The following is a 23,656-nucleotide window of genomic DNA, read 5'->3' on the forward strand; positions in this document are numbered from 1 at the left end:
CAGTCCGTCCAAGGGGTGAATCGCAACCGGCCCGATGCAGTACAATCGCCGCTTTTAATTGCCAACCCGACGGCCATTGCGATGATCGAACCCAAGCGCGTCTTGCGCGCCCTCGCTGAACACTGGGCATTGCTGGAACCTTTGTGCGAGCACTTCGACCAGGGCACCCTGAGCCTCAACGAATTGCGTTCACAGCTGGCCGCCCAACAACTGGACAGTACGCCCCAGGACATCACCCACCTGCTGGACGTGTGGATCCGCCTGGACATCCTCGTGCCGGTGGCGAAAAGCCCGAACCGTTTCGAGCTCAATGCCCAGATCCATGACTTCCTCGCCTACCTGCGCCGCGAGCACCGCCTGGGCCTGTGCCTGGAAATCGAAGCCTACCTGCGCCATCTCGAGCGCCTGGCCGGTTATATCCAGGACGCCTTCGATGTGCGCGACGGCAACGATCTGGCCCGCCAGTTGCGCCTGCTGGACATGCGCGTGCGCGACGTCCTCAAGAAACTCGCCAACGACGAACAGGCCCTGGTGGCCGTGGCCGAACGGGCCAAGACCAGCGACCGGCAGATCCCGCTGCGCCAGCGCTACGCCGAAGTACTGGCGACCTGGGACGAATACGTCGAGCCGATGATCCAATTGGTCAACGCCGACGGCGCCTTCGAGCAGGGTGTGCGCAAGGTCGAGAACGTACTGCTGCGCATGCTCACCGAACAGCAACGCCTCGGCCACTTGGTGGACGACGACATGCTGCTGCGCACCCACGCGCGCATCCTGGAGATGCAGACCAGCGCCCAGTTGACCCTGCGCCATGCCCGGGAATTGCTCTTGCCGCTGCGCGAAGAGGCCCGCCGGCACAACGCCGTGACCCGTGGCGCGGCGCTGGCCCTGGCTGCCATTCGCCGCAAAGGCATCGATGCCGTGCCGCAAGCCGCCATGCCGCTGTTCACCCGTCCACAAAGCACCTTCCTGGGCAGCGCCAGCCAGGTCGAGGCCTATGTCTATGCCCTGGCGCGTTTCGAGCCGAAACCGGCGCGCTTCCCCAAGTCCCACAAGACCCACAAGGGCGGCGATGCGCCGCGTGCGCCGCGCACCGTACGCGAGATGGTCGAGCGTTGCGAAGACGCCCTGCCGATGCCGGACTTGATGACCTGGCTGCTGGAGCAAGAGCCGGACGGCGCCACCGACGAATTGCTGTACTGGTTCTCGCGCCTGTCGCGGGAAAAACGCTTCAAGCGCGAGCGTCTGGAACGCCGCGAATACCACACTCACGAGCATCAGGTCAGCCTGCGCTCCTTCGCCCTGCTCTCGGCCGGCGACACCGCCGCCGAGGATTCTGCGAGCATCCCCCATGCATCTTGATCTATCCGAACTGTCCCAGCTGGCGCCGATCTTCCGCGAGCTGTTCAAGGGTTATCACGTCAGCCGCCGCGACCCGGAGCTGTACGCGCAACTGTCGAACTTCCAGGACCAGTACCGCACGCTGTTCAAAGCCTTGGGCTTCGAGCTGGTGTGCGACACCCGTGGCTTCTACTACTTCGTGCCGGACCTGGCCGCGGCCGCGGTGAACAAGACCGCCCAGCGCCTGGCGCTGTTCACCTTCATCCTGGTCGAGCACCTGGCCGACCAGGGCCGCGACCCGATCGCTGTGCTCGACGGCGGCAGCCTTGGCCGCGATGAACTGCCTTCATTGCTGGAGAAATACCGCGACCTGTTCATCCAGGCCGAAGTGCAGACCCAGGAAGAACTGGAAGAAAAAATCATGCGCCGCATGACCCAACTGGGTTTTGCCAGCGAAGAGAACGGCGTGTACCGCTTCCTGCCGCCGATGCATCGCTTCCTCGATGTCTGCCTGTCCGTCCAGCAGGACCGCGACCTGGCCGCCAGCCTGCACAGCGTGCTGCCGTTGCCGGCGCCGGTGCTGATCGACGAAGACAGCGACGAAAAATTGCTGCAGACCGATGATCCGCTGGACCTCAGCGAATTCGAGGGTGAAAGCGAAGAAGACGCACTGGCCCGCGCCATTGCCGAAGAACAGGAGACCGACGCATGAGCAAGGAACGCTACGGCATCCGCCGCTTTGCCCTTTTGAACACCGCCGGGTACAGCCTTGGCTTGTTCCCGCTGGAAGAACCGCTGTCGGTGTACGGCGCGAACAACCTGGGTAAATCCGCCTCGATCAACGCCTTGCAGTTCCCGATCCTGGCGCGCATGTCGGACATGAGCTTCGGCAAGTACAGCCTGGAACAATCCCGGCGCTTCTACTTTGCCTCGGACACCAGCTACATCCTGGTGGAAGTCGCCCTGCCCCATGGCCCACACGTGATTGGCGTGGTCGGTCGTGGCCCTGGCGGCGGTTTCGGTCACCAGTTCTTTGCCTACGCCGGCAAACTGGACCTGGCCCATTATCAGAAAGACGACACCTGCCTGCGCCAGAAAGAGCTGTTCACCAATCTGGAACGCGAAGGCCTGAAAGCCTACGAACTCAAGCCCGATGAACTGCGCCGCCTGCTGGTGGGGGGGCACACCTCGATCCCGCTGGACTTGACGCTGATCCCGCTGCGTTCCACCAGCGAGCAAAGCCTCAAGACCTTCCGCGCGTTGTTCATCAACCTGCTGCACATGCGTGAAATCACCGCGGCCAAGCTCAAGCAATTGTTCCTTGACGCGTTCGAGCACAGCCTGCGCTCCGGCAGCGTGGACTACATCGCCGCGTGCGAAGAAGCCTTCCGCGACGTACGACGCATGGAGCAGGACTACAACTCCCTGGTAGCGGCCGGTCCGCTGGTGGAAGCCCTGGCCAATGGCGTGAAGCAGCGCGATATCCTGCGCGGCAAACTGCATCGCCTGTCACCGCTGCTCGACTCGCTGCTGGGCACTTGGTCGGACTATGCCAGCGCGCGCAAGGAAGAGCTGACCATCCAGGCCGAACACTACCGCAACGAGCAGGATTCGCTGCAGAACGACCAGCGCGGCGGCACCCAGGAGCTGATGCGCCTGGAGCGGGAAATCAGTGGCATCCAGCGTTGGCTCGGCGAGCTTTCGGTGCTCAAGCATCGCTTTGCCCTGGTGGATGACGTCAAGGTCTTGGAACAGCAACTGCTCGCCGCCAAGGACGCCCATGACGAATTGGCCGGCGCGTTGGCCCAGTCCCGGCAATTCAGCGCCGAAGACCTCGAAGAACGCCTGCGGGACCTGGAAAAGCGCCTGAAGTCGGTCAAGCAACAACTCGATCACGCCGACAACAACAGCTACGCCCGTCTGCGCGAGGAATTCTCGCAACAGGACGTCGAGCGCCTGATGCGCCTGTTCAACAGCGCCCTGTTCAGCCTGCCACTGGGTGAGCACGGCATCGCGCTGGATGAAAACGGCGAGTGGGTCAAATCCATGGAGCTGATCCTCGACGGCTTCAAGGGCGAGCGCTTCGAAGTGCCGGGCCTGTCCATCGACTTGTCCCACATCGAGCCGCCGGCCCTGCAAGCCCTGGCTGACCGCGCCGCATTGCGCGACCAGAAAGAGCGTCTGGAAAAAGAGCTCAAGCAGCTCAAGACCCAGCAAGCCGTGGCCGCCGACCGTGCCGCGAGCAAGACCCAGACCGAGGCGCTGTACCAGCAGGTCCTCGACGCGCAGAAAGCCCTGGAAGATTACCGTCGCACCCAGACCTTGAGCGCCGAAGAGGGCGAGAAACTCGAGCAACTGGCGCAGATGGAAGCCGCCCAGGACGAACTCAAGCGCTCCAGCGATGCCTTCACCGAGCGCGTCCAGCAATTGTCCGCCAAGTTGCAACTGGTGGGCCGGCAGATCGCCGACATGGAAGCCAAGCAGCGCACCCTCGACGACGCCCTGCGCCGTCGTCAATTGCTGCCCGCGGACCTGCCGTTCGGCACGCCGTTCATGGACCCGGTCGACGACTCCATGGACAACCTGTTGCCACTGCTCAACGACTACCAGGACAGCTGGCAAGGCCTGCTGCGAGTCGACGGCCAGATCGAAGCGTTGTACGCGCAGGTGCGCCTCAAGGGCGTGGCCAAGTTCGACAGCGAAGACGACATGGAGCGACGCCTGCAACTGCTGATCAACGCTTACGCCCACCGTACCGACGAAGCCCTGACCCTGGGCAAGGCGCGCCGTGCGGCAGTGACCGACATCGCCCGGACCTTGCGCAACATCCGCAGCGACTACGACAGCCTTGAGCATCAACTGGCGCTGTTCAACCGCGAGATCAACAAGCGCCAGGTGTCCAACCTGCAGAGCTTCCGTATCGTCCTGGCGCCGAACAAGGAAGCGCTCAAGCACATCGACCAGATCATCCACAGCGCCGGCCAGTACGAGGAAGGCGAGACGCTGTCGGTGTTCGACCTCAGCCAGAGCGCCGAGCAGGACAACAAGAACGAAGAAGCCAAGGAATACCTGGCGCGGCTGGTAGCGGCGAATCACAACCAGCTCGGCCTCAAGGACCTGTTCGAACTGGCGTTCGAGATCACCAAGGTCAACGGCCAACCGGTGATCCACACCGACATCGACGGCGCGGCGTCCAACGGCACCACCATGACCATCAAGGCGCTGACCAACATGTATTTGTTGCTGCACTTGATGGACCGCGAACAGGCCGGTAGCGTGCGCTTGCCTTACTACCTCGACGAAGCGGCGGACATCGACGAGAAGAACCAGGCCGCACTGCTGGAAACCAGCCTGCAACTGGGCTTCGTGCCAATCCTGGCCAGTGTGAAGCCGCAAGTGTGCGCCAGTGTCGCCATCGACCTGGAAGGCGGCAGCGGCCCGAACGGCATCTACATCGATGAGGCGGACTGGAAATACATCCGTCGCCACGATGCGGTGAAGGCCACGATGAACGTCCAGGCCGATGAGCCGGAGTTGGATGCGGTTTAAGGTAATTAGCTGGTGTCTAGTCCTGAAATAGGTTTACACCTGTTTCAGTCTCAAAACGCCTGATGCACCGCATCGGGCGTTTTGTATTTCAGGGACAGATGAGGTCGCTTACGGTTATAGATTTCTATCGATTCCTCAACCATGCGCTTGGCTTGGGCAAGGTCTTTGGGACGGTGTAAAAGAAATTCTGTTTTCAGAATCCCATTCACTCGTTCCGCTAGAGCATTTTGGTAGCAGTCGTAGCCATCAGTCATCGAACACCTGACGCCATGTTTGGCGTGCAGCTTTTGGTAGAGATCAGAGCAGTATTGCGAGCCCCGATCTGAGTGATGTACCAACGGTTGATTGGTTCTTCGGTGGCGAAGAGCTTTCGTCATCGCCCGGATGACTGACTCGGTATGCAGGCTTTCATGCACGTGATGGCCGACTATTTTGCGCGAGAACGCATCAGTGACCAGACTTACGTAAGCGACGCTTTGCTCGGTCGGTAAGTAGGTTATATCCGCCACCCAGACCTGTTCCGGGCCGGTGGCAGTGACCTGGTCAGGGCCGGGCTTGAGCCGATTCGGATGTCGACGGAAGCGATGATGGCTGTCGGTCGTCTTGTGATAAGCGCGTTTGCGTGGGACCAGTTGTCGATGATCCCGCAAAATATCGAACAACCGATCTCGGCCTACCGTTTGCGTCAGTTCAGGTTCGGATTGCATAAGGCCATGCAGCTTGCGGGTGCCCAACCGGGGCATTTCAAGACGTGTCTCCAGCACAAACCCCAACACCTTTTGCGCGTGGCTGGCTTGCGCGTCGTAAGCTCGATTGCGCTTGTAATACGCCTGCCGTGAGATGCCCAGAAACTGGCAAGCCCTGGTAACACTCAGGCCTTCGATTTGCCCTTGGGTGAGGACTTGCCGGATCGCTTTTTTACGACAGAAACACCGTAATCGTTCTTTAGTACGTCAACGACAGCTTCAAAAAATTGGGCTTTCTGGTTGGCAAGGGCCAGCTTTTCTTCCAGCTCCTTGATTCGCTGCTCTGGTGTCAGCGGCAATTTTTGGCCCTCGGCCATCGGTCGGTTCCTCTGGGCACGAATGGAGGCGCCTTGGCTCCAGTCCTGCCGTCCATGCTTGCGTAACCACACCAACACAGTCGACCGGCCCTGGATCCCATAACGCCGTTGAGCCTCTTTATAACTCAGTTCGCCCTTTTCAACCTGATCGACGACCGCCAATTTAAAGCTCAGCGTGTAATCACGCTGACTGCGCTTCTTTCCTGAATCCATTGGTTCCTCCTGAGGATAGGTCAGAAGGTGTAAACCTTATTCAGGACGAGACATGGATGTGAAAAAGGCCGCGATCCATTGGATCGCGGCCTTTTTTGTCATCGCATACCTGTGGCGAAGGAGCTTGCTTCCCCGCCACAGGGGGCCATATCAATAGCTACTTGCCGAGACTGATCTTCGGCGCCCAGGTCAGCCATTCATCTTCAAACTTGTCGAACAGTGGGAAGGTTTGCTCCGGTCGTGCCGGGTTACCCATCCGCTCGCCGTCCGGCGTTGCAAAAGCGATACCGCCCTGGATCAGCGTCTCCAGCGATTCGGTCCGCACCGTCGCGCCTTTGAACAGGCCGAAGTCCAGGCCGAAGCCGCTGCTGTTCCAGAAGCGTGTGCCGCTGCGCACCAATGGTGCGTATTTGGGCTCGATCAGTATGTGTATCAGCACCCGGTCCGCCGTCTGGCCCAGCTCGTATCCCGTGACCTTGCCGACGGTCACTTCGCGGTAGGTCACCGGGACGCCAATCTTCAACGAACCACGCCGGGCCGCACTCAATACGAGGCTCAAGCCCGCTTCGGGCACGGCATTCTCGAGTGGTTCGGCCAAGGCCACGAAGTGTTTCTGTGGGCCCAGGTTTTTCGGCGAGGGTTGCACTTCGATGTACTGGCCGGTCACCAGCGTTTCCAGGTTGGAGGTCTTCATCAAACCCAACTCTGGCTTGACCACCCAGAACTGAGTCCCGGTGCGGGCGATACGCTCCGGCACTTCGGTGATCCGTGCGGTGACCAGCACGGACTGCATGTCGGTGCTCAGGTCGACGTCCTCGATCTTGCCCACATCCAAGCCCTTGAACCTGATCGGCGTGCCGCTGCGCAAACCGTCGGCACGATCGACCTTGATCGTCACGACGGTGCCTCGTTGCTGCGCGGCTTCACGGTCCTCGTGCAGACGGAAGCGCGGGATGCGTCGTTTCAGCGGCACGTTCGGCTCCGGTGTTTCGAAAGCGATCCCGCCGGCCATCAAGCTTTGCAGGGATTCGCTCTTGACCTGGATCCCGCCGGTCAAACCGCCCGTGAGGGTGACGCCGCTGGCGTTCCAGAATCGCGTGGAGCCGTTGACCAGCCCTTCGTATTCCTTCTCGATGTGCACACCGATGATCAACTGCTTCTTCTTGCGCGAGAACTGATAGCTCTGCACCGATCCGACCTTGACCTGCTTGTAGAGGATCGGGCTACCGACCTCCAGCGAACCGAGATTCTCGGTCAACAAGACCAGATGCAGCCCCGGTGAACGCAGGTCCAACGGCGGCGCCTTCGCCCTCGCTTCGAACTCGCGCTGCGGCGCTCCGCCTTTGTCGCCCGGGCGCACGGCAATGTAGTTGCCCTTGACCAACGCTTCCAGGCCCGTGATGCCCGCCAGGGAAATCGATGGCTTGACGACCCAGAACTGAGCACCGGCGACCAGATAATCTTCGGCCAACGGATCGAGCGTCAACTCGGCGCTGGCGCTGGACAGGTCCGGATCGACTTTCAACGTCTTCAGGCTGCCGACCTGGATACCCTTGTACATCACAGGCGTACGGCCAGCCTGCAAGCCTTCGAAATCGCTGAGCTTGACCTTGACGCGAATCCCGGCGGCGGCAGCCTCGAAATCTTCATACAGGCGAAATGGCAGGCTAGGGTCCGTCGGGGGACTGTCCTTGCGGTTCTCCGGAGTGGCAAACGCGATGCCTCCCGCCACGATACTGGCCAGCGACTCGCTGCGCACTTTGACGCCCGACAGGTTGGCGTCGATGCTGATGCCGCTGGCATTCCAGAAACGCGTGTGCTTGCGGACCAGGCTGGCATAGGTCGGCTCAATGAAAACCTTGACCTCTACCGTGCGTTGATCCTCGGACAGTGAGTAACTTTTCACTTGCCCGACCTGGATCTGCTTGTAAAAGACCGGGCTGCCACGGTCCAGGGATCCCAGTCGATCGGCTTTGATCGTCAAGTGCAGGCCAGGCTTGGCATCAGAAAGCGGGGGCTCTTCGGCCAAGGCCTTGAATTTGCGAGTCGACTCGCCCTCTCCGGGGCTGATGGCAACGTAATTGCCGGAAACCAGCGTCTCCAGGCCGGTAATGCCTGCCAGGCTCACGCTTGGTTTGACCAGCCAGAAACGTGTTCCAGTCTTGAGATATTGGTCGACTTCCTTATTCATCTCGATGGTCGCGATAACACCCTTCGAGTTGCCCTCATCATCGAGCGTGAGGTCTGTCACCTTGCCGACTGTCATCCCTTTGTAGACGACCTCAGTCTTGTTGACCTGAATGCCTTCGCCGCTTTCAAAACGCACATTGATTTGGATACCGGTCTCGTTATAAGCCCGCCAGCCAAGCCAGCCGCCAATGATCAAGGCAATCAACGGCAGGACCCAGATGGCCGACCAGTTCGAAGCCGGTCGTGTTTTAGCAGTAGGCAAATCAGTCATGGTCGTCATCCGACTCCGTGTTATCCCAAATCAGTCGGGGATCGAAGGTTACTGCGGCAATCATTGTCAAAATCACTACGCTGGCAAATGCGATGGCGCCAAGACCGGCTTCGACACTGGCAAGCCGACCGAAATTCACCACAGCCACCAAAATGGCAATTACAAAAATATCCAGCATCGACCAGCGGCCGATGAATTCGATAAAGCGATACATGAGGATGCGCTGACGCGCCGACATGGGTTGGTGACGTTGCACGGACAATAACAACAACGCAATACCGACCAACTTGAAGGTGGGCACTACGATACTGGCGATGAATACCACCGCTGCAATGGGAATCATGCCGTGCTGAACCAACTCGATCACACCCGCCATGATGGTGCTTGGCGCGCCCTGGCCTAACGAGTTGATGGTCATGATCGGCAGGACGTTGGCAGGGATATAGATAATTGCCGCCGTAATCAACAATGCCCAGGTCCTCGTCAAACTGTTCGGACGACGAGGGTGAATTCGAGCGCCGCAGCGAGTGCAGGTTTGCGTCTCGGCGTCGGCGTCGTGTCGATTCAACTCATGGCATTCGGTACAGACCAGAATGCCCGCATCAATTGCTCTCATGGGCATCTTCTTCCGATAGCGCCTGCCAGATCTGGTGCGGTGACATCACCACTTCCAGCCAGACCTGAATCAGCAACAGGCTGACAAAGCACACCAGGCCCAGCCCCACGGTAATCGCCGCCATGTCTGCAAGCTTGACGATGGCAACCAGCACGCCCATGAGATAAACCTCGAGCATTCCCCAATCCCTTAGATGGTGATAAATGCGATACAACAACAAGCCGTAACTTCTTGCGATGTTCCAGCGAATGGTCAGCAGTACAACCAACTGGCAAAGCAACTTGAGCAGCGGAACGCCCATGCTGCACAGGAAAACCACCACCGACACACCTTGCATCCCCGTATCGAACAAACCGACCACGCCACTCCAAACGGTGTCTTGGGAGGATTGCCCAAGCAGATTAAGCTGCATGATGGGTAAGAAGTTCGCGGGAATGAACAACAGCAGAGCGGCAATCACCAAGGCAAGACTGCGATCAATTACGTTGTGCCGGTGGGCGTAGAGCTCATATCCACAGCGCGGGCATTCGGCCTTTTCACCATGTGCCAACTGAGGCTTGCGCATCAGCAGGTCACACTCATGACACGCTACCAGATCGCTCAAAGGTAGATCTGACAACCTATCAACGTCTGACGGATCGGGCATAAACAGCTCTGGCTCAACTAAGGTGGGGCTATTCTAGTGCTGCGGCTCAAAAATAACTGCGCAAATTTAACATGAGCTATCGCAGATTTTATGGCAGGCAAAACAAAACCCCTACCTGCATCAGCAGATAGGGGTTTCGGAATTTAATCTTGACGATGACCTACTCTCACATGGGGAAACCCCACACTACCATCGGCGATGCATCGTTTCACTTCTGAGTTCGGGATGGGATCAGGTGGTTCCAATGCTCTATGGTCGTCAAGAAATTCGGGTACTGAGTCGCGGCCTAATGACCTCGCTTCAGCAAATTGGGTATGTGACAGCTTTCGGTGTTTTGTGAGTTTCGAACTTTCGGTTCGTTTCGTCTTCACACACCGCAATCTGGTGCTCTTTCGAGTCAGCAAATTGCTTGGGTGTTATATGGTCAAGCCTCACGGGCAATTAGTACAGGTTAGCTCAACGCCTCACAGCGCTTACACACCCTGCCTATCAACGTCGTAGTCTTCGACGGCCCTTCAGGGAGCTCAAGGCTCCAGTGAGATCTCATCTTGAGGCAGTTTCCCGCTTAGATGCTTTCAGCGGTTATCTTTTCCGAACATAGCTACCCGGCAATGCCACTGGCGTGACAACCGGAACACCAGAGGTTCGTCCACTCCGGTCCTCTCGTACTAGGAGCAGCCCCTCTCAAATCTCAAACGTCCACGGCAGATAGGGACCGAACTGTCTCACGACGTTCTAAACCCAGCTCGCGTACCACTTTAAATGGCGAACAGCCATACCCTTGGGACCGGCTTCAGCCCCAGGATGTGATGAGCCGACATCGAGGTGCCAAACACCGCCGTCGATATGAACTCTTGGGCGGTATCAGCCTGTTATCCCCGGAGTACCTTTTATCCGTTGAGCGATGGCCCTTCCATACAGAACCACCGGATCACTAAGACCTACTTTCGTACCTGCTCGACGTGTCTGTCTCGCAGTCAAGCGCGCTTTTGCCTTTATACTCTACGACCGATTTCCGACCGGTCTGAGCGCACCTTCGTACTCCTCCGTTACTCTTTAGGAGGGAGACCGCCCCAGTCAAACTACCCACCATACACTGTCCTCGATCCGGATAACGGACCTGAGTTAGAACCTCAAAGTTGCCAGGGTGGTATTTCAAGGATGGCTCCACGCAGACTGGCGTCCACGCTTCAAAGCCTCCCACCTATCCTACACAAGCAAATTCAAAGTCCAGTGCAAAGCTATAGTAAAGGTTCACGGGGTCTTTCCGTCTAGCCGCGGATACACTGCATCTTCACAGCGATTTCAATTTCACTGAGTCTCGGGTGGAGACAGCGCCGCCATCGTTACGCCATTCGTGCAGGTCGGAACTTACCCGACAAGGAATTTCGCTACCTTAGGACCGTTATAGTTACGGCCGCCGTTTACCGGGGCTTCGATCAAGAGCTTCGCGTTAGCTAACCCCATCAATTAACCTTCCGGCACCGGGCAGGCGTCACACCCTATACGTCCACTTTCGTGTTTGCAGAGTGCTGTGTTTTTAATAAACAGTCGCAGCGGCCTGGTATCTTCGACCGGCGTGGGCTTACGCAGCAAGTGCTTCACCCTCACCGGCGCACCTTCTCCCGAAGTTACGGTGCCATTTTGCCTAGTTCCTTCACCCGAGTTCTCTCAAGCGCCTTGGTATTCTCTACCCAACCACCTGTGTCGGTTTGGGGTACGGTTCCTGGTTACCTGAAGCTTAGAAGCTTTTCTTGGAAGCATGGCATCAACCACTTCGTCACCCAAAGGGTAACTCGTCATCAGCTCTCGGCCTTGGAATCCCGGATTTACCTAAGATTCCAGCCTACCACCTTAAACTTGGACAACCAACGCCAAGCTGGCCTAGCCTTCTCCGTCCCTCCATCGCAATAACCAGAAGTACAGGAATATTAACCTGTTTTCCATCGACTACGCTTTTCAGCCTCGCCTTAGGGACCGACTAACCCTGCGTCGATTAACGTTGCGCAGGAAACCTTGGTCTTTCGGCGTGGGTGTTTTTCACACCCATTGTCGTTACTCATGTCAGCATTCGCACTTCTGATACCTCCAGCAAGCTTCTCAACTCACCTTCACAGGCTTACAGAACGCTCCTCTACCGCATCACTTACGTGATACCCGTAGCTTCGGTGTATGGTTTGAGCCCCGTTACATCTTCCGCGCAGGCCGACTCGACTAGTGAGCTATTACGCTTTCTTTAAAGGGTGGCTGCTTCTAAGCCAACCTCCTAGCTGTCTAAGCCTTCCCACATCGTTTCCCACTTAACCATAACTTTGGGACCTTAGCTGACGGTCTGGGTTGTTTCCCTTTTCACGACGGACGTTAGCACCCGCCGTGTGTCTCCCATGCTCGGCACTTGTAGGTATTCGGAGTTTGCATCGGTTTGGTAAGTCGGGATGACCCCCTAGCCGAAACAGTGCTCTACCCCCTACAGTGATACATGAGGCGCTACCTAAATAGCTTTCGAGGAGAACCAGCTATCTCCGAGCTTGATTAGCCTTTCACTCCGATCCACAGGTCATCCGCTAACTTTTCAACGGTAGTCGGTTCGGTCCTCCAGTCAGTGTTACCTAACCTTCAACCTGCCCATGGATAGATCGCCCGGTTTCGGGTCTATTCCCAGCGACTAGACGCCCTATTAAGACTCGCTTTCGCTACGCCTCCCCTATTCGGTTAAGCTCGCCACTGAAAATAAGTCGCTGACCCATTATACAAAAGGTACGCAGTCACCCAACAAAGTGGGCTCCCACTGCTTGTACGCATACGGTTTCAGGATCTATTTCACTCCCCTCTCCGGGGTTCTTTTCGCCTTTCCCTCACGGTACTAGTTCACTATCGGTCAGTCAGTAGTATTTAGCCTTGGAGGATGGTCCCCCCATATTCAGACAAAGTTTCTCGTGCTCCGTCCTACTCGATTTCACTTCTAAGATCCTTTCGCGTACAGGGCTATCACCCACTATGGCCGCACTTTCCAGAGCGTTCCGCTAAAATCAAAGAAGCTTAAGGGCTAGTCCCCGTTCGCTCGCCACTACTAAGGGAATCTCGGTTGATTTCTTTTCCTCAGGGTACTTAGATGTTTCAGTTCCCCTGGTTCGCCTCTTGCACCTATGTATTCAGTACAAGATAACCATCTTATGATGGCTGGGTTCCCCCATTCAGACATCTCCGGATCAAAGTCTGTTTGCCGACTCCCCGAAGCTTTTCGCAGGCTACCACGTCTTTCATCGCCTCTGACTGCCAAGGCATCCACCGTATGCGCTTCTTCACTTGACCATATAACCCCAAGCAATCTGGTTATACTGTGAAGACGACATTCGCCGAAAATTCGATTGAGCTCCAAGAGCCCTTCACAAATTTCACCTTAGCCTGATCCGTTACCAGTGAAAGTAACGTCCAGTCTATCTTTCTATCACATACCCAAATTTTTAAAGAACGATCTAATCAAAAGACTAGAAATCAACATTCATCACCGCCTTGGTGGAATGCTCATTTCTAAGCTTTAAACGTTGGAACCAATCTGTATGGTAATGGTGGAGCCAAGCGGGATCGAACCGCTGACCTCCTGCGTGCAAGGCAGGCGCTCTCCCAGCTGAGCTATGGCCCCGTATCGCTACAGGGTACACCATGAAATTGGTGGGTCTGGGCAGATTCGAACTGCCGACCTCACCCTTATCAGGGGTGCGCTCTAACCAACTGAGCTACAGACCCAATCGTCTTCTTCAATGAATCAAGCAATTCGTGTGGGAGCTCATGGAGCAGCTGCGGTCGTCGATTAAGGAGGTGATCCAGCCGCAGGTTCCCCTACGGCTACCTTGTTACGACTTCACCCCAGTCATGAATCACACCGTGGTAACCGTCCCCCCGAAGGTTAGACTAGCTACTTCTGGTGCAACCCACTCCCATGGTGTGACGGGCGGTGTGTACAAGGCCCGGGAACGTATTCACCGCGACATTCTGATTCGCGATTACTAGCGATTCCGACTTCACGCAGTCGAGTTGCAGACTGCGATCCGGACTACGATCGGTTTTGTGGGATTAGCTCCACCTCGCGGCTTGGCAACCCTCTGTACCGACCATTGTAGCACGTGTGTAGCCCAGGCCGTAAGGGCCATGATGACTTGACGTCATCCCCACCTTCCTCCGGTTTGTCACCGGCAGTCTCCTTAGAGTGCCCACCATAACGTGCTGGTAACTAAGGACAAGGGTTGCGCTCGTTACGGGACTTAACCCAACATCTCACGACACGAGCTGACGACAGCCATGCAGCACCTGTCTCAATGTTCCCGAAGGCACCAATCCATCTCTGGAAAGTTCATTGGATGTCAAGGCCTGGTAAGGTTCTTCGCGTTGCTTCGAATTAAACCACATGCTCCACCGCTTGTGCGGGCCCCCGTCAATTCATTTGAGTTTTAACCTTGCGGCCGTACTCCCCAGGCGGTCAACTTAATGCGTTAGCTGCGCCACTAAGAGCTCAAGGCTCCCAACGGCTAGTTGACATCGTTTACGGCGTGGACTACCAGGGTATCTAATCCTGTTTGCTCCCCACGCTTTCGCACCTCAGTGTCAGTATCAGTCCAGGTGGTCGCCTTCGCCACTGGTGTTCCTTCCTATATCTACGCATTTCACCGCTACACAGGAAATTCCACCACCCTCTACCATACTCTAGCTCGACAGTTTTGAATGCAGTTCCCAGGTTGAGCCCGGGGATTTCACATCCAACTTAACGAACCACCTACGCGCGCTTTACGCCCAGTAATTCCGATTAACGCTTGCACCCTCTGTATTACCGCGGCTGCTGGCACAGAGTTAGCCGGTGCTTATTCTGTCGGTAACGTCAAAACACTAACGTATTAGGTTAATGCCCTTCCTCCCAACTTAAAGTGCTTTACAATCCGAAGACCTTCTTCACACACGCGGCATGGCTGGATCAGGCTTTCGCCCATTGTCCAATATTCCCCACTGCTGCCTCCCGTAGGAGTCTGGACCGTGTCTCAGTTCCAGTGTGACTGATCATCCTCTCAGACCAGTTACGGATCGTCGCCTTGGTGAGCCATTACCTCACCAACTAGCTAATCCGACCTAGGCTCATCTGATAGCGCAAGGCCCGAAGGTCCCCTGCTTTCTCCCGTAGGACGTATGCGGTATTAGCGTCCGTTTCCGAGCGTTATCCCCCACTACCAGGCAGATTCCTAGGCATTACTCACCCGTCCGCCGCTCGCCACCAGGTACAAGTACCCGTGCTGCCGCTCGACTTGCATGTGTTAGGCCTGCCGCCAGCGTTCAATCTGAGCCATGATCAAACTCTTCAGTTCAAACATCTTTGGGTTTTGAGAAAACCCTAAACTTGGCTCAGCAATCGTTGGTTACATCTTTGATTTCTCGCGGAGTAACTTGTGATGCTGATAATCTGTTGACTAGCAGTCTGACTCCACAAGCACCCACACGAATTGCTTGATTCAGTTGTTAAAGAGCGGTGGGTTGAGCCTTTCGTCTCAACCGAGGCGCGCATTCTACAGCGCCCCGTGTATCTGTCAAGCGGTTATTTTAAGAAGTTTTCAAAGTTTCGCTTGGAAATCCTTAACAACTTCAACCACTTGCGCTTTCGATCTCTCGTTAGCGGGAGGCGAATTCTACAGCGTTGTTCGCTGCTGTCAACACCTCTTTTTTACCGCTTTCGACCGAGAAGATCGAATCGCCGATAGAGCCAAACAACACCGCCCTATCAACTCCTTCAGCGCTTCGATGAACTGGAGCGCCTGGCTTGCCGAAACCATCTAACTCATTGAAACTCAAGGAGTTTTCCGTTTCGACTGCGCCGGAAGTGGGGCGAATTATAGACATCCAGAATTTGCCGTCAACCCTTTATTTCGTTTTTATTACCGAAGGGATCTTCTTCCCCGTTAAACGAGGGATTCGCCGCGCAACCGGCCCAATTCTCAGCACCAACAGCAGCCCACCTATAAAGGCATATATCGACCACTCCTTGAGATCCGCCCGCACGATCCACAACATATGCAGCAAACCAAGCCCGAGGATTAGGTATGCCAGGCGATGCAGTTTTTTCCAGCGAGGTCCGAGTCGCCGCTGACTGTATCGATTGGACGTTGCCGCCAAGGCCAGCAAGCCAAGAAAGCCCAGCGTCCCGACAATGATGTAGGGGCGCTTGCTCAACTCGACGCCCAACTGCGACCAATCGAACCCGAGGATGAACGCCGCATAGCCGCTCAAATGCAGCACGACATAAGCAAAACACCACAACCCCAACTGGCGCCTCACCGCTATCCACCCGGCCCACCCCGTCAATTTCTGCAACGGCGTCATACTCAGGGTGATCAGCAGCAAAACCAGCGTTCCCAACCCGAGTCGATCCACCAGCACCTTGCCCGGATCTGGCCCCAACGAATTCACCAACGCTTCGTAAAGCCACAGCAAAGGCCATATCGCCGCTGCGACGAAAACGCTGAGCCGCCATGCCAGGAAACGCATCAGTAGTCTTTCCTCAGATCCATTCCTGCATATAAGGAAGCAACTTCATCCTGGTATCCGTTGAACATTAACGTATCGCGCACATTAGGACTGAACAGGCCGCTCGGTAAACGACGCTCCCGAGCCTGGGTCCAGCGCGGATGGTCAACGGTCGGATTGACGTTTGCGTAAAAGCCGTACTCATCGGATGCGATGCTTTGCCAAGTGGTCTTGGGCTGCTCACTCACCAGGCTGATGCGCACGATGGATTTCACGCTCTTGAAGCCATATTTCCACGGCACCACCAACCGTAACGGAGCACCATTCTGGTTAGGCAGCTCACGCCCATACATGCCAACCGCCAGGATGGCCAGCGGGTTCATGGCCTCGTCCATCCGCAAGCCCTCCACGTAGGGCCAGTCGATCAGCGCAAAACCTGAACGTTGCCCAGGCATGGTCTTGGGGTCCTGCAACGTTTCAAAACGAATGTATTTGGCCTTGGACGTCGGCTCGACTTGCTTGAGCAATGCGGCTATGGGGAAACCAATCCAGGGGATGACCATAGACCAGGCCTCGACGCAGCGCAGTCGATAAATTCGCTCCTCCAATTGGTAAGGTTTCATGAAGTCTTCCAGGCCATAGCGCCCCGGCTTGCCCACCTCCCCGTCCACTACCACACTCCAGGGTTCGGTTTTCAAGGAGCCAGCATTTGCCGCCGGATCTCCCTTGTCGGTCCCGAACTCATAGAAGTTGTTGTAATGGGTGGCGTCCTTGAACGGCGTAACGGACTCGTTCTTGACCGTGACCGCCCCCCATTGGACGGAAGGCAGTTTTTCGACAAACCAGGACGGCGCCTTGCCGGGCTCCACATCAGGATAACGCACCGCGTCGACGGCACCGGCCCAGCGCGGCAAACCGCCAATGGCGAGGCCAGCCATGGTAGCCCCAAGCATCTGGCGACGGGATAGATAAAGAGATTCTGGCGTGACGTCCGACTCATGGCAATCGGACGACTTGGGGATCTTGATCAGCATGACGACTCCGCAGTATTGGGGGGAGATGCACCAATAGACTGCGGAGTATGGGGGAAATTAGATTAAGGCAACATTTAGCGTCGGCGCAGACGCAACAAATATTGCACCGGGCCAGAAGCGGCGTACGCGAGGAATACCAGCAGCAGAATACGTGGCGGATCACTGAAGACCACGGCAAACACCAGCACCACGGCCAGGATTGCAACGAACGGCACGCGCCCCTTCAGGTCCAGCTCCTTGAAACTGTTGTACTTGATGTTACTGACCATCAGCATCCCGGCCGCCGCAACCAGTAGCGCAACCAGGAAGGACATCTTCGAACCCTGGATTCCGTAGTCGCTGAACGCCCAGACCACCCCCGCTACGACACCAGCCGCCGCTGGACTGGCGAGGCCGATGAAGTAGCGCTTGTCGGCAGTGCCAACCTGGGTATTGAAACGCGCCAGGCGTAACGCGGCACCCGCTACATAGATGAAGGCAACCATCCAACCGACCTTGCCCATGTCCCCCAGCGCCCAGCCGAACGCCAGCAACGCAGGAGCGACACCGAACGCGACCATGTCAGACAGCGAATCGTATTCGGCTCCGAATGCACTTTGGGTGTTGGTCATGCGGGCCACGCGCCCGTCCAGCCCATCGAGCACCATGGCGACAAAAATCGCAATCGCGGCGAACGCAAAGTAACGACTCGCCCCGGCACTGTCACCAGCACTCAATGCGGCCTGGGCACTCATGGAACTGATGATGGAATAAAACCCGGCGAACAGGTTCGCAGTGGTGAACAGGTTCGGCAGCAGATAGATGCCACGATGCCGGACCTTGCGGCCTTCAGCGTCATGGCCCTCTTCGACATGCTCATCGATGGGCAACAGGCTTTCGGCGTCAGGAGCCTGATTCGACTCGTCGGGACGTTCGCTCATGGACAATACCTTGCAACGGTGTGAAAAAATTCGACAGGTGCCTGGGACGACGGTTCTACCCCAAACGATGCAGCTTTATACCAGAAGCCGACGCTCAAACGAAAAAACGCGGCCTGGGCCGCGTTTTCCGATCAAGCTCGCGACTCAGTTCTTGGCTTTGTCGACGATCTTGTTGGCACCGATCCACGGCATCATGGAGCGCAGTTGCTCGCCGATGATTTCGATACCGTGCGCGGCGTTGTTACGACGCTTGGCGGTCATCGAAGGATAGCCGGTGGCGCCTTCGCTGATGAACATCTTGGCGTACTCGCCATCCTGAATGCGTTTCAGGGCATTGCGCATGGCCTGGCGGGACTCGGCGTTGATGACTTCCGGACCGGTCACGTACTCGCCGTATTCGGCGTTGTTGGAGATCGAGTAGTTCATGTTGGCGATACCGCCTTCGTACATGAGGTCAACGATCAGCTTCAGTTCGTGCAGGCATTCGAAGTAAGCCATTTCTGGCGCGTAGCCGGCTTCAACCAGGGTTTCGAAACCGGCCTTGACCAGCTCGACGGTACCGCCACACAGAACGGCTTGCTCGCCGAACAGGTCGGTTTCGGTCTCGTCCTTGAAGGTGGTTTCGATGATGCCGGTACGACCACCACCCACGCCAGCAGCGTAGGAAAGGGCGACGTTCTTGGCGTTGCCGGAGGCGTCTTGGTAGATCGCGATCAGGTCAGGAATACCGCCGCCCTTCACGAACTCGGAACGTACGGTGTGGCCTGGGGCTTTCGGCGCGATCATGATCACGTCGAGGTCGGCGCGAGGCACGACTTGGTTGTAGTGGATCGCGAAGCCGTGGGAGAAGGCCAGGGTGGCGCCTTTCTTGATGTTCGGCTCGATTTCGTTCTTGTAGAGCGCCGACTGGAACTCGTCCGGGGTCAGGATCATGACCAGGTCGGCAGCGGCAACGGCGGAAGCCACGTCGGTCACTTTCAGGCCATGGGCCTCAGCCTTGGCAACGGTGGCCGAGCCTTTACGCAGGCCAACAGTGACGTCAACGCCGGAGTCTTTCAGGTTGCACGCCTGGGCGTGGCCTTGGGAACCGTAGCCGATGATGGCGACTTTCTTGCCCTGGATGATCGACAGGTCGCAATCTTTATCGTAGAAAACTTTCATGAATTTCCCCTATATCCGGCCATTCAGGCCATTCGCTAATTTGGTTTAGATGCTCAGTACTTTGTCGCCACGGGCAATCCCGGTGACACCACTGCGTACGGTTTCCAGAATCGAGGCAGTGCCGATCGATTGAATGAAGCTGTCGAGCTTGTCGCTGGTACCGGTCAACTGAACGGTATAGACGCTGGCGCTGACATCGACGATCTGCCCACGATAAATATCGGTAGTGCGCTTGATCTCGGCGCGCTGGGCACCGGTGGCCTTGACCTTGACCAGCATCAGTTCGCGCTCGATGTGAGCGCTTTCCGACAGGTCCACCAGCTTGACCACCTCGATCAGCTTGTTCAGGTTCTTGGTGATCTGCTCGATGATTTCATCGTGGCCCACGGTGGTCAGCGTCAGACGCGACAGGGTCGGGTCCTCGGTTGGCGCCACGGTCAGGCTTTCGATGTTGTAGTTGCGCTGCGAGAACAGGCCCACTACGCGAGACAGAGCACCCGGTTCGTTTTCCAGAAGCAAGGAAATAATGTGTCGCATGATTAGGTACGCTCCGTCTTGCTCAGCCACATGTCGCGCATGGAGCCGTCTTTGATCTGCATCGGGTAGACGTGCTCGCTGGTATCGACCTGGATGTCGAGGAACACCAGTCGATCCTTCATCGCGAAGGCTTCTTCGAGCCCGGACTTCAAGTCCTTCAGGTCAGTGATGCGGATGCCGACGTGACCATAGGCCTCGACCAGCTTGACGAAGTCCGGCAACGATTCCATGTAGGAATGCGAGTGACGGCTGCCGTAGCTCATGTCCTGCCACTGGCGAACCATGCCCAGTACACCGTTGTTCAGGTTGACGATTTTCACCGGCAGACCGTATTGCAGGCAGGTCGACAGTTCCTGGATGTTCATCTGGATACTGCCTTCGCCAGTCACGCAGGCAACATCGTTGTCCGGGAAGCTCAACTTGACGCCCATGGCCGCCGGGAATCCGAAGCCCATGGTGCCCAGGCCACCGGAGTTGATCCAGCGGTTGGGTTTGTTGAACTTGTAGTACTGCGCCGCGAACATCTGGTGCTGGCCCACGTCCGACGTCACGAAGGCATCGCCGTTGGTCACTTCGCACAACGTCTCGATGACGGTCTGCGGTTTGATCACGCTGCCGTCGCCCTTGTCGTAGGGGAACAGGCCACGATCACCGCGCCATTCATCGACCTGCTTCCACCAACTGGCGACGGAATCCTTGTTCGGAGCCTCGCCTATTTCCTTGAGGATCGCGACCATTTCGGTCAGCACGCTTTCTACAGGACCGACAATCGGCACGTCGGCCTTGATGGTCTTGGAGATCGACGCCGGATCGATGTCGATGTGGATGATCTTGGCATTCGGGCAGAATTTCGCCGGGCCGTTGATGACACGGTCGTCGAAACGCGCACCGACCGCCAGGATGACGTCGGCATGGTGCATCGCAAGGTTGGCGGTGTAGCTGCCGTGCATGCCGAGCATGCCGATGAACTGGCGATCAGTGCCTGGATAGGCACCGAGGCCCATCAGCGTATTGGTGACCGGCAGGTTGAGCATCTTCGCCAATTCGGTCAGCGGCGCAGACCCTCCGCCGAGAATCACGCCACCGCCGGAGTAAAGCACGGGGCGCTTGGCCGCCAGCAGCATTTCCGCGGCCTTGCGGATCTGCCCCGAGTGACCGCGCACAGCCGGGCTGTAGGAGCGCAGCTTGGCTTTTTTCGGGTAGATGTATTCGAATTTCTCGGCCGGGTTGGTCATGTCTTTCGGCACGTCGACCACGACCGGGCCCGGACGACCGGATTCGGCCAGGTAGAAAGCCTTCTTCATGACCTCCGGGATTTCCGAAGCGTGCTTGATCATGAAGCTGTGCTTCACGATCGGCCGGGAGATACCGATCATGTCGGTTTCCTGGAACGCATCGGTACCGACCATGGTGCTGGGCACCTGGCCAGAGATGATCACCATTGGGATGGAGTCCATGTAGGCCGTGGCGATACCGGTGATGGCGTTCGTGGCGCCAGGGCCGGATGTCACCAGGACCACGCCGGCCTTGCCGGTGGCGCGGGCATAGCCGTCAGCCATGTGGGTGGCCGCTTGTTCGTGGCGAACCAGGATGTGGGTCACTTCCGGTTCTTTGAACAGGGCATCATAGACATGAAGAAGAGCACCACCAGGGTACCCGTAGATATATTTGACGCCTTCGTCACGCAAGAAGCGGACGAGCATCTCACCGCCAGATAAAAGCTCCACGTTGTTCACCTCTAAAACGCCAGAATACCGACCCACGAAAAGGGGACGGGTCTTAATAGGTTTACTTCTCGGCAGAGCATGAGCGACGGTGGTCGCCGACTACGTCAGCACTGACTGAGCAAGTATTGGGATCGTCCCAAGTGTTGCGGGCCTTTCCCACCCAGCGCGAGGTAACGCGTTGCGGGTGTAACAGGTCGGCGCGGATGTGCGCCTCATGATCTGCCGAGTGGGTCTGCTTCTGGCAGTCCCTCTACAGCGGACTTTGGATTCTTCTGTTTCGCCCTCTGCAAGTCAAGTCGTCAATGTGCTTTATTGAAGTAAGCACATGAGAACGCAAGAAAAAACCTTTAAACGGCTACTCTGTTAGCTTCGATTGCGCAACCCAGGACAAGGAAACAGCATGCGAACGATGTTATTGACCGCCACCCTGCTGCTAGGCCTGAGCCCGATGAGCATGGCCGGCCAGATCTACAAATGGGTCGACGCCCAAGGTGTGACCCATTTCGGCGCCCAACCGCCCGAAGGCGTAGACGCGACCACCGTGGGCAAATCCGCAACGCCCGCGCCCAAACCGGCGGCGCCAGCTTCGGGAGGAGTCGTTGGCGATCAGAAAGCCATCGACCAGCAGGTCAAACAACAGGTGGCCGAGCAGGAGGCTCAGTTAAAGGCTTTCTGCGAACAGGCCCGGACCAACCTCGCGCAGCTACAGAACAACCCCAGGGTACGGGAAGAGGTGGAAGGTGAAATGCGCCGCCTTACTGATGAAGAGCGGCGCCAGCGCATCGATGAAACCCGCGCGCAAATTGAAGAGAACTGCCAGTGAAGACAGTCATCTGGCGGCGCTGATCAACTGGTCGAACTCTTTTAGCAGGACCTGCAGTTGCCGATCCCTGCCCCGTACATCGCGAGCAGCGAAGACCATTTCAGCCATATCCTGAATCCCTGAGGCATTCGGCAATGGAAGATTCTGCTCGAGGATGGCCTTCATCCGCGGCAGGAAAATCCATTGCAGCCACTGCTCGAAATCCAGGGTGTCGACCGCGAACGGCTCGACACTCGCCAGCGCCTCGGCCGAGGGGGGAACATCGCTCCACCAGCCCTGAACCCGCAGTTCCCGCTCGATAAGCAGCAACTGGTCGGCGATCTTTGGAAAACGTCCATCCATCAGAGGGAAACCTTTGCCTTCTGACGGGCCAGTGCGGCGCCCGCCGAATCGCCTTGTTTCTCACGCGCCTGGGCGATCAACTCCCACAGACTCGCCTGGAGTGCCGGACGACCGCTGGAAAATGTCAGGCCGCGACGGGCAAGCTGTTCAGCTTGTGGCGCATCGCCTTGGGCCATGCGCACTTGGGCCAGTCGATACAGAACCTGCGGCTCACGCGGCGCGACACGCTGCGCCCGCTCGAGGCTTGAGGAAGCGCCGTTGAGGTCGCCACCGGCCTGCTGCTGTTGCGCCGTGGTCAACAGCGCCAATACCGGGCCGTCCAGTTGCTCATCGGCGGACAAGCCTCCAGCGCTGGCCGACGGAATACTGCTCGGTGTCGACGGCATGCTGTAGCTGCCCTGATTGATCGGCGAGGTTTCAATAGGCCCCGGTGTGATTGGGCCTGGGGTGATCGGCGTGCTGCTGATCGGTGCCGAAGTTGTCGCGCCACCTCCGGGCACCATCACCACCACACCGGTGTCGCCTTGCGGGATCGCCTGGGCCTGGCCCTGCACCGGCCGCTTCACCGTCGTTTGACGGAAACCACCATTGGCCGAAACCCGCTCGCTATTGGAGACGGCCGTACCGGAGTCGACAACCGGAATCGAACCGCGCTGTACGGTAGAACAGCCGCTGAGCAAAGCCACGGCGGTTACCGCTGGAATCAACCACTTGTTCAC

The 23,656-nt window shown here is 57.4% G+C and carries 17 protein-coding genes, 2 tRNA genes and 3 rRNA genes; 4 read left to right on the forward strand and 18 right to left on the reverse strand.

What is annotated here, in order from left to right:
- Nucleotides 1-81 precede the first annotated feature (81 nt).
- From mksB to mksF, 3 genes are read left to right on the forward strand one after another with little or no spacing between them, the layout of a single operon-like run.
- Nucleotides 82-1,362, forward strand: a complete 1,281-nt coding sequence (mksB, locus tag VQ575_RS22205; protein ID WP_039594542.1) for an Mks condensin complex protein MksB — start codon at nucleotides 82-84, stop codon at nucleotides 1,360-1,362.
- Nucleotides 1,352-2,053, forward strand: a complete 702-nt coding sequence (gene mksE / locus VQ575_RS22210) for an Mks condensin complex protein MksE (RefSeq protein WP_014340217.1) — start codon at nucleotides 1,352-1,354, stop codon at nucleotides 2,051-2,053. The genes mksB and mksE overlap by 11 nt, the downstream gene beginning before the upstream one ends.
- On the forward strand, nucleotides 2,050-4,890 hold the full coding sequence (gene mksF / locus VQ575_RS22215; protein WP_325918431.1) for an Mks condensin complex protein MksF: 2,841 nt from the start codon (nucleotides 2,050-2,052) through the stop codon (nucleotides 4,888-4,890). Before mksE ends, mksF begins: the two co-directional genes overlap by 4 nt.
- A 50-nt stretch (nucleotides 4,891-4,940) precedes the next feature.
- Here the strand turns inward: mksF and VQ575_RS22220 are convergent.
- The 16 genes from VQ575_RS22220 to VQ575_RS22295 form a co-directional block, all read right to left on the reverse strand.
- Nucleotides 4,941-6,166 (reverse strand): IS3 family transposase gene (locus VQ575_RS22220; RefSeq protein ID WP_325918433.1). Its coding sequence is split into 2 segments (ribosomal slippage): nucleotides 4,941-5,812 and nucleotides 5,812-6,166, totalling 1,227 coding nucleotides; the frame shifts between segments, so codons are not numbered across the junction.
- A 157-nt stretch (nucleotides 6,167-6,323) separates the two neighbouring features.
- Entirely contained in the window at nucleotides 6,324-8,627 is a 2,304-nt protein-coding gene (locus VQ575_RS22225; protein WP_325918435.1) for a PqiB family protein, read from the reverse strand.
- On the reverse strand, nucleotides 8,620-9,243 hold the full coding sequence (locus tag VQ575_RS22230) for a paraquat-inducible protein A (RefSeq protein WP_039594540.1): 624 nt from the start codon (nucleotides 9,241-9,243) through the stop codon (nucleotides 8,620-8,622). Before VQ575_RS22230 ends, VQ575_RS22225 begins: the two co-directional genes overlap by 8 nt.
- A complete protein-coding gene (locus tag VQ575_RS22235; RefSeq protein WP_325918436.1) occupies nucleotides 9,230-9,889 on the reverse strand; it encodes a paraquat-inducible protein A in 660 nt (219 codons plus the stop codon). Before VQ575_RS22235 ends, VQ575_RS22230 begins: the two co-directional genes overlap by 14 nt.
- 147 nt (nucleotides 9,890-10,036) lie before the next feature.
- A 5S ribosomal RNA gene (rrf, locus tag VQ575_RS22240) occupies nucleotides 10,037-10,152 on the reverse strand.
- A 157-nt stretch (nucleotides 10,153-10,309) separates the two neighbouring features.
- Nucleotides 10,310-13,201, reverse strand: a 23S ribosomal RNA gene (locus VQ575_RS22245).
- A gap of 255 nt (nucleotides 13,202-13,456) precedes the next feature.
- Nucleotides 13,457-13,532, reverse strand: a tRNA-Ala gene (locus VQ575_RS22250).
- A 27-nt stretch (nucleotides 13,533-13,559) separates the two neighbouring features.
- Nucleotides 13,560-13,636 (reverse strand) — tRNA-Ile (locus VQ575_RS22255).
- A 65-nt stretch (nucleotides 13,637-13,701) separates the two neighbouring features.
- A 16S ribosomal RNA gene (locus VQ575_RS22260) occupies nucleotides 13,702-15,240 on the reverse strand.
- The 16S, 23S and 5S rRNA genes sit together here with 2 tRNA genes alongside, the layout of an rRNA operon.
- Nucleotides 15,241-15,541: 301 nt before the next feature.
- On the reverse strand, nucleotides 15,542-15,721 hold the full coding sequence (locus VQ575_RS22265) for a hypothetical protein (RefSeq protein ID WP_325918437.1): 180 nt from the start codon (nucleotides 15,719-15,721) through the stop codon (nucleotides 15,542-15,544).
- 69 nt (nucleotides 15,722-15,790) lie between these two features.
- Entirely contained in the window at nucleotides 15,791-16,414 is a 624-nt protein-coding gene (gene msrQ / locus VQ575_RS22270; protein WP_325918439.1) for a protein-methionine-sulfoxide reductase heme-binding subunit MsrQ, read from the reverse strand.
- Nucleotides 16,414-17,427 (reverse strand): protein-methionine-sulfoxide reductase catalytic subunit MsrP, encoded by a 1,014-nt coding sequence (msrP, locus tag VQ575_RS22275; RefSeq protein ID WP_039593839.1) that lies wholly within the window; start codon nucleotides 17,425-17,427, stop codon nucleotides 16,414-16,416. Before msrP ends, msrQ begins: the two co-directional genes overlap by 1 nt.
- Nucleotides 17,428-17,501: 74 nt before the next feature.
- Nucleotides 17,502-18,347 (reverse strand): CDP-diacylglycerol--serine O-phosphatidyltransferase, encoded by an 846-nt coding sequence (gene pssA / locus VQ575_RS22280; protein ID WP_039593840.1) that lies wholly within the window; start codon nucleotides 18,345-18,347, stop codon nucleotides 17,502-17,504.
- A 144-nt stretch (nucleotides 18,348-18,491) separates the two neighbouring features.
- Nucleotides 18,492-19,508, reverse strand: a complete 1,017-nt coding sequence (ilvC, locus tag VQ575_RS22285; RefSeq protein ID WP_003185459.1) for a ketol-acid reductoisomerase — start codon at nucleotides 19,506-19,508, stop codon at nucleotides 18,492-18,494.
- A gap of 45 nt (nucleotides 19,509-19,553) precedes the next feature.
- Nucleotides 19,554-20,045: an acetolactate synthase small subunit gene (ilvN, locus tag VQ575_RS22290; RefSeq protein WP_003205610.1), complete on the reverse strand. Its 492-nt coding sequence runs from the start codon at nucleotides 20,043-20,045 to the stop codon at nucleotides 19,554-19,556.
- A gap of 2 nt (nucleotides 20,046-20,047) precedes the next feature.
- Nucleotides 20,048-21,772 carry an acetolactate synthase 3 large subunit gene (locus tag VQ575_RS22295; RefSeq protein ID WP_039593917.1) on the reverse strand — a complete coding sequence of 575 codons (1,725 nt, stop codon included), beginning with the start codon at nucleotides 21,770-21,772 and terminating at the stop codon, nucleotides 20,048-20,050.
- A 400-nt stretch (nucleotides 21,773-22,172) separates the two neighbouring features.
- Between VQ575_RS22295 and VQ575_RS22300 the strand changes: the two genes are divergently transcribed.
- Nucleotides 22,173-22,595, forward strand: a complete 423-nt coding sequence (locus VQ575_RS22300; RefSeq protein ID WP_039593841.1) for a DUF4124 domain-containing protein — start codon at nucleotides 22,173-22,175, stop codon at nucleotides 22,593-22,595.
- A 6-nt stretch (nucleotides 22,596-22,601) separates the two neighbouring features.
- Here the strand turns inward: VQ575_RS22300 and VQ575_RS22305 are convergent, their stop codons facing one another.
- Together VQ575_RS22305 and VQ575_RS22310 are read right to left on the reverse strand one after the other, a co-directional pair.
- Nucleotides 22,602-22,937, reverse strand: coding sequence for a YqcC family protein (locus VQ575_RS22305; protein ID WP_039593842.1), 336 nt, complete (start codon nucleotides 22,935-22,937; stop codon nucleotides 22,602-22,604).
- Complete coding sequence (locus VQ575_RS22310; protein WP_039593843.1) at nucleotides 22,937-23,656, reverse strand: tetratricopeptide repeat protein; 720 nt, start codon at nucleotides 23,654-23,656, stop codon at nucleotides 22,937-22,939. Before VQ575_RS22310 ends, VQ575_RS22305 begins: the two co-directional genes overlap by 1 nt.

The sequence above is a fragment of the Pseudomonas frederiksbergensis genome (genome assembly GCF_035751725.1).
Classification (GTDB): domain Bacteria; phylum Pseudomonadota; class Gammaproteobacteria; order Pseudomonadales; family Pseudomonadaceae; genus Aquipseudomonas; species Aquipseudomonas frederiksbergensis_A.